Below are 9,265 nucleotides of genomic sequence, written 5' to 3'. Positions count from 1 at the left end.
GAAAGAGGCGACTTAACTCTAACGTCCCTGAACTTACTCGCTTAAGATTATCATTCGAGCTTTAGAGTCCAGGATGTTCCGGATTCACCGACTTTCACGAAACCTTCGGATTCGTATAACGGACTGGCGATCAGCTGCTGTGAAAGGGACGTCCACAGTCCGAACCCAGCTTGCGAATACCTTGTACGTTTTAGCCGTCAGTTGCATCCTCTTGTCATAGGGTGGGCCTTCCATGTGAATCTCCCTCTCCTATTCTTCAAATGCTCATGGATCAACCAAGTCAGTGAGGCCTGCACAAATAATCACGTCAATACCAAATCGAAAGTCATACCTATCTTCAGTTGGGGATGACGTTCGATGTTCTTTGACACAGGTGCTATGGGATTAAGGCGAACAGTTCTCGCGTCCCTGGGATGCCCTTCAGGGTCCGGGCTCCTTTCGATTCGAATGAGAACCCTGCACTCTCTGCAAGGGAGCGGACGATTCTTGAGACGAGGATTTCACCGGTCCCGGCCTCGTTTAAGATTCGGGCCGCTTCGTGTACCGCAAGCCCAGTAATATCACGCCCCAACAGTTCAACCTCCCCGACATGTATCCCTTGACGGACATCGAGGCCCAAGTTGCCTACCCGCTCCCGGATCCGGGTGGCGGCGTCCAGTGCTTGAGCAGGACCGCCGAAACGGGCAAGAAAGCCATCGCCGGTCGTCTTCACCTCATATCCGCGCGTTTCGGCCAGAACCTGTCGCACCGTCTCGTCATGCTGCGCAAGCCGCGCTCGCCAGGCACGGTCGCCCAAGCGTCGTGCCTGGACCGTGGAATCAACTATGTCTGTAAAAGCGAGGGTCGCTAGAATCCGCTCACCGTGCCGGGGCTGGAGCCAATCGCGCAGCCCTTTCCATTCGAGTACAACCGCCGGCTCCCTGCCTACCACCCAAGAGTCATGCCCCGGGGGGATGTCGTAAGCGCTGCCTGCGGAAAGCTCGTGGGTTGTGCCGTCTGTCAGGGAGACTGCGAGGGTCCCAGAGATCACAAACCCTAAGTGCCGGAACTGGCAGTTCTCGGTGCCGACGATCGGGCGAAGGTGGATAGACCATCGCCAGCCAGGTGGATGGACAAATCGTCCGATAGTCATATTATCAAGCTCAAGGGTTTCGGCGCGAACCTCACCAATTTCTTCAACCTGATCCGGATTTTCAAATGTCCCGCCTATGCGTTGTGTCATACGTCGCATCCTCTCCGTTCCTGATTAACCTGTCAAATTTCGCCCTGGGGGCCGGTCAGCAGGTGGCCGGTGAAACCAAGACATTCTTGCCTATTGTTGAGCCAGACGATTTCATCCTATCCCATAACGCCCTCGAGCTAAGCTGCGTCGCTGATCATTAAGCATTAATTTTCGCCTCGCCCGCGGCGTCAGCTTCAGCGAGTTGTTAGCTTGCGCCCTGGTTTCACAGATCCGCGGATAGTCCCTCAAACCACTCTACCAATTGGGAAGCAGCTTCCGACGCCGTCAACTGCTGTGCTTCTTCTCTAACACTGGTCGGCACCCAGTCGGGAAACGGAGTGACCCTCACCTCGTGCTTCCCTGATGGGCTATGAATCTCGCTTACCGCTCCTAAGCGTTCTTTGTCGAAACTTTCCTGCAATCGCACAACCGCTGGCCATACCCGCCTGTGGACGTAGGTGATCTTCCCGTCCACCAGCCGACAAACGACAACTTCGTTCGAGGAACGGATCGCGCGAGTGAGTTGGAAAATCTCGTTTCCCTTTGGATGGCCCCAGTAACTTCCTCGGATAGGCTCGCCTGCCACTGTGTCAGCCAAGTTCGGAATAGACCCCTTTCCTGATTCAAGGACAATCCCTTGGGTTTCAACAAATGCAATCGCTTCACCCGGTGTCACTTATGATTACCTCATTGGTACCTGCCGCTTGCTAAAGGCGGAATTGGGGTGAAAGATCCTTTCGCATGCGCTGACCAGGTACCTTATGCAAAATCCATTATCCCGGCGGAAGCTAACCATCGCATCACCTACCGGGAACGTGAGAAAGTTTGTATTTTGCTTCAGATCAAGGCGTTCGAAAGACATCCCAAAGCTCAAATCGCGCCCGGTTGTTCCCGGTCAGGTGAATGCAAGTGTTATATTCTATCCCTGAATTTGCAACGACAGACTGAGATGCACGGGTAATAATTACCGGTTTTCATCCGTATTCTGGGCCGGGGTCTGTTCGCATCAGGGTAAGTAATTCTCATTTGATTCATTTCACTTCGCCGGCGTCAGGAAAATATTCCTGAAGCGAATAGCGCTGTGATCCCCTTGCAACATGAGTGGACCTGGCTCTGCCTCTCTACTGTCCAGCGCCCCACCAGTTATGCCAGGAATCTCGATGTTATTGATGATCATCTCATCATTGAGTATAACTGTTATTTTCCTGCCGAGAAAAGTCATATCGTATGAATTCCATTGACCTGCAGGTTTTATCGCCATTTTCCGTGGCACAATAAATCCATAGACTCCGCCTGCCTTTAAGCTGTCAGGTTTCTTGCCAAAATTATCTTCTATTTGCACTTCATACCGCCCACGCAAATAGATACCACTGTTGCCGCTATCAGGAATATTAAACTCTAAGTGCAATTTGAAATCAGTAAATGTTTGTCTTGATACGAGGTCGACACCCGTATCATTATTAACAAGCATGTCATTTTCAATTTCCCATTGATTGTCATTGTTTGGATTCCGGGGCATCCAATTCGACAACTCGCTTTGGATAAGTTCTATCGTTTCACCCCACTCTGGCTCTCCTCGAAATTCGAGTGCCGGCGCTCGCTCGGCATGAAAGCGGATAACATGTCCGGTCTCACTTCTGGTTTTCCCTTCGATTTTCCCATCTTTTACTTTGCCGATAAAGAGCAAATCTTCAGCTGGCCTTTCATACTGCCGAGGTAATGACAGATAAAGCTGGTTACCGTCAAAGTGGATATACCGAATGGGACGGGCGTTCCCGACTCGACCGACAAATTGGCCCTTCAATTCGCCATTTTCCTCTTTGATCTCGAACCAGGAAGGATAGACGCCCTGGATGTCATAAACGGTTAAATCCCATCGCCCTAAAACAATGCTTTTATCAAAGGTGGCATTTTCCGATCCTTCGTTCAGTGATTCAGGGCCACAGTTTGCCATGAGCAATGACAATGAAACGAGCCATATTCTGCTTTGCATAATCCTAGTCTCTTTTTGCGTGAATCGAATCGCCGTTGTCCGGAACTCCCGTACAACCTATGTGTAATGAACTACTTGGACTGTTGTTATGATAGATGATAATTTGGCATCAAGCAAATGATTTTGCAGTAGAGGAGTGACAAAGAAGGGCGCTTAACTCCTGACTGGTCTTTTCGCTAACTTCATGCTCTGGCCTGGAATTATGATACGATGTGCCCCGGCCGATTTAGGGTGACCTCATTACCAGATAGGCGGCGCCGACGATTCCGGCCTGATTGCCAAGCTCTGCCCTGGAAACCTTTACAGGTATCTGCTCCACCAATTTGGCTTTTCCGAGTGTCTCTTCGATTTGGTCTTTGAAAAGATCGAAATTATCGTCCATTATGCCGCCTCCCAAAAGAATCATTTCCGGAACAAAGGTATGAAGAAGCATCCATGTAGCCTGAGAAAGAGCTTTCGAGGCTCGATCGATAATTTCCCGGGCCATAGGATTTCCTGACCTTGCCTGTCGGAAAACCTCGTAACTGGATCGAAAACCTCGTTTTCTCCCCGAATTTGTGATAGCTGTTCCCGATGCCAACGATTCCAGACAGCCTTTCAAGCCGCAGTAACAAAGGGGGCCTTCCGGCAATCCAGGAATATGGCCGAATTCAGGATGCTCTCCTCGGAATCCCCGGTAAATCTTTCCACTGTTGAGAACGGCGCCACCGACTCCCGTTCCTAAGGTCAGCATGGCTACATTTTGGTGCCCACGAGCAGCTCCTGCAAACAATTCTCCTAAAAGGGCTGCATCGGCATCGTTTTCCAAGAAAGTGGGAAGCCCTGAAGCCTGTCTGATTGTGGAAACAATGTCTTGTCCCTCCCATGAGGGAAGGGTGTAGAGATTAAGGATAGTTCCATTTTCAAGATCTAAAGGGCCCGGACAGCCAACACCGATTCCCTTGATTTCGGGCAAGGAGCAATTGGCATCCAAAAGAATCTTGTGGATGGAACTGAGTAACCGCTCAATGAAATCTTCAAAACCTTTTTTGGGATTCGTCGGAATATTGTCTTGGTGCAAAATGTATCCTGATGAATCCACGAGGCCTATTGAGGTTTTGGTTCCGCCAATATCCACGCCCAAAACAAGTTCTCTCATGACACTATTTCCCTAAAGAGAAACGGCAGCATCCGGGTCATAGAGAACCGTTACATTTGAATGAAGCCATAGAAAAGATGCTTGAAAAGATGCAGTTATGTTTTTGCTCGAATAGTTTTTTCTCCGTTTTCAACGTTCCATTATTTCCAGAGCTTGTAGGGTTTATCCGCGTCTGTTTCAAACGGAAGAGACACTTTTTGGCCACTTCCGGCAGATTGATAGGCAGCGAATATCGCTTCCAGGACAGCGCGACCATCCTCTCCTGTAACTTCTGGGTGTTTATCATTCTTAACACAATCTACAAAATGGGCGAACTCCTGGGGAAAGCCGTAATTCCAGATTTCTTCATACATGGTGAAACTCCAGCCCTTCGTGCTTCCAGCCTTTTCTACGGCATAATCGACTCCCGCAAGACTATAGGTCAGGATAGAATTACCTTGAAGCAGGTCCGCGTAAGCGACCCCTTTTGTGCCGTGAACCTCGGCCTTATCGTCCATGCCGCCGAGTTTCGTCCAGCTTTCTTCCGCCACAGCCATAACATTGTTTTCAAATTCGAGGATGATGATGGCATTGTCGTCGCCTTTGGTTTTATCCTTATGGAAGTAAGTACCCATCTGTGCATAAACGGATTTTATTTTGGGGCGCCCGAGCATCCAACGGAAGAATTCAATAGCATGGCATCCCATATCCATTGCGACACCACCGCCGGACTGTTCCACATCCCAAAAATGCGGAGCATGCGGACCGTCGTGCTTCTCTGATTGCTTGAGCAGCACCGGAACGCCCAAGGCGCCCTGGTCCAACAATTGCTTGAGACGCACATATTTTGGCGCGAAACAAAGCTCCTCGGCATACATCAGCTTGACCTCGGCCTTCTTGCAAGCTTCTATCATTTGATCCGCTTCATCAAGGTTCAGACACAGTGGCTTTTCAACCACGACATGCTTGCCGGCGTGCGCTGCTGCCAACGTGATCTCGCAATGAAACATATTTGGCGCACCAATCACAATCATGTCGATTTCATCTATTTCCAACATTTTGTCAATGTCCGTGAAATGATGATGAATATTGAATTTTTCTGCAAAATCCCGCGCATGTTCTTTCGAGGGCGATGCGACCGCCACGATTTCTGCATCATGCACAGTTTTCAGAGATTCCGCATGAATCGTTGAGACGAACTGCGATCCAACAAGGCCAACGCCTATTTTCTTGTTCATGTCAATTTCCACCTATTCGAGTTAGTGTACCGCCGGGCACTTTTTTCAATGTTGCAAACCAAAGCGTGATTTTCAGCCACAGATCTTCACGAATTGATGCGAACAGAATGGCTCATATTCATGTTCGCGAAAACTCGTGTCATTTTTGGCTAGATATCAAATCTCTGAAAAAAGGTATCCGGCAGCCAGTCGAGTCATTACTTCATTTCCACAAACCAACAATTACAGCGTCCAACCTTCACGGTACTGATAATGCAAAAGCTCATTGGCTTCGGGACTGTTTTTCACCGAAAGATTCTCGCTGTCCCAATATAGTTTCTTTCCTCCCAGTCGGACAGAAACGAGTCCCAGCAGAACAGCTTCGGTCAATGGTCCGGCAACGTCAAAATTTGATCGTGTCGGGGTGCCTTTCTTGCATGCTTCAATCCACTCTTGATGATGCCCAATAGAACGGGGCAGTGTTTCAGGTGGAAGTTCATATTCTTGCATCTTCGACTCCGGTATTAACCGCGGACTTTCACCTCCCCAGCCTGTGACCAACATTTTGCCTTTACTACCGACAAATATCATCCCATCTTCGCGCGGCAGTTTTCTTCCATCTTCCAACTCTTCCGGGTATTCCGGAATAATACCGCCATCATACCAATGCAGCTTCACAGGGGGCATATCACCGCGCGCTGGAAATTCATAACGCACTATGGATGCCCAGGGCAACGTCTCTTTGTAAACGGGAGTCGAACTTGAATGCACACTCGTGGGAGCCCCGAGCTTCAAAGCTGAAAAAGCAGGGGCGATATTGTGTATTCCCATATCACCCAGGCCGCCTTCCCCAAAATCCCACCAGCCGCGCCACAAGAATGGTACGTAAGCCGGATGATAAGGACGATATGGAGCTGGCCCAAGCCATAAGTCCCAATCCAGGGTCGCAGGTATTTCCGGTTCATCGAGCGGCCGTTCCATTGCCTGAGGCCACCACAAATCCCCAGTCCCCAAACGAGTCGGGCGATCGGACCAGACATGCACTTCATGAACCTGGCCTATCGCTCCATCCCATATCCATTCATTGATCAATCGGTTTCCTTTATAGGCCATACCCTGGTTGCCCATTTGAGTTGCCACCTTTGCCTCCCTTGCAGCCTCGGCAATTTTTCGGGCTTCGTAAACTGTGTGCGTCAGAGGCTTTTCACAATAAAGATGCTTGCCCATTTTCAGGGCATGCATCGATATTATTGCATGTGTATGGTCTGGCGTCGCCACAAGCACGGCATCGATATTTTTTTCTTTTTCAAGCATGATGCGAAAATCACGATATTTTCTTGCATTTGGGTAGCGCTTGAAGATTTCCTCAGCATACGCCCAATCCACATCACATAGCGCTACAATATTTTCACTTTCAAGATTTTGCAGATCCTCTGCTCCCCGGCCCCCTATACCTATTGCTGCAATGTTGAGCTTATCACTCGGCGGCACATAACCTTTACCGCCCAACACACTTCTCGGAACTATCATGAATGAAGAAACCGCAGTGGTGGAGAGACGTAAGAACTTTCGCCTGTTGAGAGTTTTCATTAACTGCTCCTATAACATATTGTTTATTGCTTGAATAGAGTTTCGAGTTGAGCGGTCCCGACGGGTCGGGATCCGCTGGAAGCAATGATTAGGAAGATCCCCGTTCCTTCCGAGCGACGACAACGAACTCTCCACCGAAGTACGTCCGTTCATGAGCCCAGCTTCCCGGGAGAGCCTCAGAGTCCGGCTTTACGTGCCGGGACAGATCCTCCACTTGCCGAATTGAGAGGCCGACCTCGAGGAGTCCGTTAAAGATGTCATCCATGTAATGCCGAAACTCGATTCCACCGTCCTCCCGCCGATCGATCCTCTCGGCGTATGGCTTCGCTACCCGATAGCCGCTTCCGTCCCAGGCGACGAAGTGGATCGCGGGCTGGCCCCAATCGGTACGGTACAATCCACGTGGCCTTAATACCCTGGCGACCTGGCGGTAGACCTCCCGAGCATCGGGGACGTAGCAGACGGCCGTTCCGTACACAGTATCGAATGACTCATCATCCATCGACGAAAGGTCGCGCATGTCGCTGTGGATCGTTTTTATCTCGTAGCCATAGTGCGCCGCAGCCTTCCTGTCCCCCTCGAGTTGCCCTTGGGCCAGGTCGACCACTGTCACCTGTGCGCCAAGCAGCGCAAACACGGCTGACTGTTGCCCGCCGCCGCATGCGAGGCAGAGCACGTCCCTGCCCTCGACCTCAGCGAGTATGTCGTGGGGAGACACCACCGTCAGCGGCTCGGGTACAGGCTCCAACGTGCCTTTGGCGTACTGCATAATCACCTCGGGGTCAAGCTCCAGCCAAGGGGTCGTGAACCCACACCCCTTCTGTACCTCTCTCTCCCAGAGCCTTTCGTTCGCAGCTGCGACTTCGTCTCTTTCTCTCATCTTGTCTCGACTTCCCAGCATATCTTATTCAACGAAAATACTAAATGATTTTCAGCGGACATCTTTGTGGGAATTATACTACTATCATCTTGTTCTTGCTTTGGCGTGATTTTTCGTCAAAGACGATGCCTTAAAATTATTGGATGTTATACGCCTACGTCTCAGTAGTCAAGCGAAAAAATGTTGAGTTAACCGTGTGACTTCACCGTGACTTCTGGACCAGGGGAGAGATAGAATTCGAGCAAAACATTTCAGCATCCGGACGGAAATCGCCGACGTGAACTGGATCGAATGTACACCCGTCGGACGCGCTGTCTAACAGGTTCCCTGCAACGTGTCAGGTTGTTTTTCCACCTCCTACCTCTTGCAATCCGCCGGGTTTCCGTATAAATTCGCTTGCCATGTGATGCGTGATTGGTGAGGCGTGATTTCCCGACCTGCGTCGGGATCTCCGCTGCGCTTTGACGTAATGTGTGATCAGAGAGCGGTTATTGGTTACTGATGACTGGTTCATTCGTCTTTAGTCGTTTATCTTTCATCTTGATGGGGGCCGTAGCTCAGATGGGAGAGCGTCGCGTTCGCAATGCGAAGGTCGAGGGTTCGATCCCCTTCGGCTCCACGATTTCGATGGAGAATTGTTCCGTAGGAACTCCTCTGGAGGAGAAGTGGAGACTTGGAGAAATGGAGACGTGGGGCGTGAAAGGGAATAGCACTCATTGAAAAAAGAAAAATGAGAATTGAAAAATGAGACGTGAGGTGTGATACGTGATTCGTAAAACGTCGAACGTCCAACGTCAAACGTCAGATGGGGGAATGGAGAATTGGGCCACAAGCCTCCAATACTCCGGTTATCCAGTACTCCGGGAAAGATTTCGGTCGTGCCAGGCGGGGAGCTAGCGGTGCCCTGTAACCTGCAATCCGCTACAGCAGGGCCCATGCCATGGAGCGGGGCTGCCCACTGAAGTTCTTGAAGTCAAGCGGTGTTGAATTTTCAGTCCATCGCAATAGAATATTGCTGAACCCCGTCAGACCCGGGAGGGAGCAGCGGCAGGCAACATTTTCTATGTGCCGGTGGAGTGCTGAAGAGGAGCTGGCTGCCTTGAAGGATTTCATGCCGGTGATTTCAATCCATGGTGCACGACCGGACATTTCTTGCCACAGAGGCCACAGAGTGTCAGCATTGTACGCATTACAAATTTCGCATTACGAATTACCGATTACGCATTACGCATAGAGATTCCAGAAG

At 50.3% G+C, this 9,265-nt stretch carries 8 protein-coding genes, 1 tRNA gene and 1 other RNA gene; 3 read left to right on the top strand and 7 right to left on the bottom strand.

The genetic code is table 11. The annotated features are described in order from the left end of the window. Positions 1 to 376: 376 nt before the first annotated feature. Positions 377 to 1,222 (bottom strand): adenylate/guanylate cyclase domain-containing protein, encoded by an 846-nt coding sequence (locus V3U24_02175; GenBank protein MEE9166258.1) that lies wholly within the window; start codon positions 1,220 to 1,222, stop codon positions 377 to 379. On the opposite strand from V3U24_02175, the gene V3U24_02170 reads away from it, so the two are divergent. Further along, positions 1,198 to 1,383 carry a hypothetical protein gene (locus tag V3U24_02170; GenBank protein ID MEE9166257.1) on the top strand — a complete coding sequence of 62 codons (186 nt, stop codon included), beginning with the start codon at positions 1,198 to 1,200 and terminating at the stop codon, positions 1,381 to 1,383. The two genes, V3U24_02175 and V3U24_02170, sit on opposite strands and share 25 nt — an antisense overlap. Before the next feature lie 62 nt (positions 1,384 to 1,445). Here V3U24_02170 and V3U24_02165 read toward each other — a convergent pair whose 3' ends face one another. The 6 genes from V3U24_02165 to V3U24_02140 all read right to left on the bottom strand — a co-directional run bounded on the left by V3U24_02165 (position 1,446) and on the right by V3U24_02140 (position 8,019). Continuing rightward, on the bottom strand, positions 1,446 to 1,898 hold the full coding sequence (locus V3U24_02165; GenBank protein MEE9166256.1) for a hypothetical protein: 453 nt from the start codon (positions 1,896 to 1,898) through the stop codon (positions 1,446 to 1,448). Between the two features lie 360 nt (positions 1,899 to 2,258). After that, positions 2,259 to 3,215: a DUF1080 domain-containing protein gene (locus V3U24_02160; protein ID MEE9166255.1), complete on the bottom strand. Its 957-nt coding sequence runs from the start codon at positions 3,213 to 3,215 to the stop codon at positions 2,259 to 2,261. Positions 3,216 to 3,441: 226 nt separating this feature from the next. Beyond that, a complete protein-coding gene (locus tag V3U24_02155; GenBank protein MEE9166254.1) occupies positions 3,442 to 4,353 on the bottom strand; it encodes an ROK family protein in 912 nt (303 codons plus the stop codon). A gap of 140 nt (positions 4,354 to 4,493) precedes the next feature. Continuing rightward, positions 4,494 to 5,570, bottom strand: coding sequence for a Gfo/Idh/MocA family oxidoreductase (locus V3U24_02150; protein MEE9166253.1), 1,077 nt, complete (start codon positions 5,568 to 5,570; stop codon positions 4,494 to 4,496). A gap of 222 nt (positions 5,571 to 5,792) precedes the next feature. Continuing rightward, the gene (locus tag V3U24_02145; protein ID MEE9166252.1) at positions 5,793 to 7,139 is read right to left on the bottom strand and encodes a Gfo/Idh/MocA family oxidoreductase; all 1,347 of its coding nucleotides are present in this window, start codon (positions 7,137 to 7,139) and stop codon (positions 5,793 to 5,795) included. A gap of 88 nt (positions 7,140 to 7,227) precedes the next feature. After that, the gene (locus V3U24_02140; GenBank protein ID MEE9166251.1) at positions 7,228 to 8,019 is read right to left on the bottom strand and encodes a class I SAM-dependent methyltransferase; all 792 of its coding nucleotides are present in this window, start codon (positions 8,017 to 8,019) and stop codon (positions 7,228 to 7,230) included. A 546-nt stretch (positions 8,020 to 8,565) separates the two neighbouring features. On the opposite strand from V3U24_02140, the gene V3U24_02135 reads away from it, so the two are divergent. Both V3U24_02135 and ffs read left to right on the top strand, forming a co-directional pair. Continuing rightward, positions 8,566 to 8,638, top strand: a tRNA-Ala gene (locus tag V3U24_02135). A 257-nt stretch (positions 8,639 to 8,895) separates the two neighbouring features. Beyond that, positions 8,896 to 9,160: signal recognition particle sRNA large type (gene ffs, locus V3U24_02130), an RNA gene on the top strand. The last annotated feature ends 105 nt before the right edge of the window (positions 9,161 to 9,265 follow it).

This window comes from Candidatus Neomarinimicrobiota bacterium, from assembly GCA_036476315.1.
Lineage (GTDB): Bacteria > Fidelibacterota > Marinisomatia > Marinisomatales > S15-B10 > JAZGBI01.
The sequence above is the reverse complement of the archived record's forward strand: the minus strand, read 5'-3'. Positions and strand labels throughout refer to the sequence as shown.

What these genes read in the sequence shown, in the direction of transcription:
- V3U24_02170 (MEE9166257.1), top strand. Translation starts at nt 1,198, where the DNA reads ATGTCCCGCCTATGCGTTGTGTCATACGTCGCATCCTCTCCGTTCCTG.
- V3U24_02175 (MEE9166258.1), bottom strand. Translation starts at nt 1,222, where the DNA reads ATGACACAACGCATAGGCGGGACATTTGAAAATCCGGATCAGGTTGAA.
- V3U24_02160 (MEE9166255.1), bottom strand. Translation starts at nt 3,215, where the DNA reads ATGCAAAGCAGAATATGGCTCGTTTCATTGTCATTGCTCATGGCAAAC.
- V3U24_02155 (MEE9166254.1), bottom strand. Translation starts at nt 4,353, where the DNA reads ATGAGAGAACTTGTTTTGGGCGTGGATATTGGCGGAACCAAAACCTCA.
- V3U24_02150 (MEE9166253.1), bottom strand. Translation starts at nt 5,570, where the DNA reads ATGAACAAGAAAATAGGCGTTGGCCTTGTTGGATCGCAGTTCGTCTCA.
- V3U24_02145 (MEE9166252.1), bottom strand. Translation starts at nt 7,139, where the DNA reads ATGAAAACTCTCAACAGGCGAAAGTTCTTACGTCTCTCCACCACTGCG.
- V3U24_02140 (MEE9166251.1), bottom strand. Translation starts at nt 8,019, where the DNA reads ATGAGAGAAAGAGACGAAGTCGCAGCTGCGAACGAAAGGCTCTGGGAG.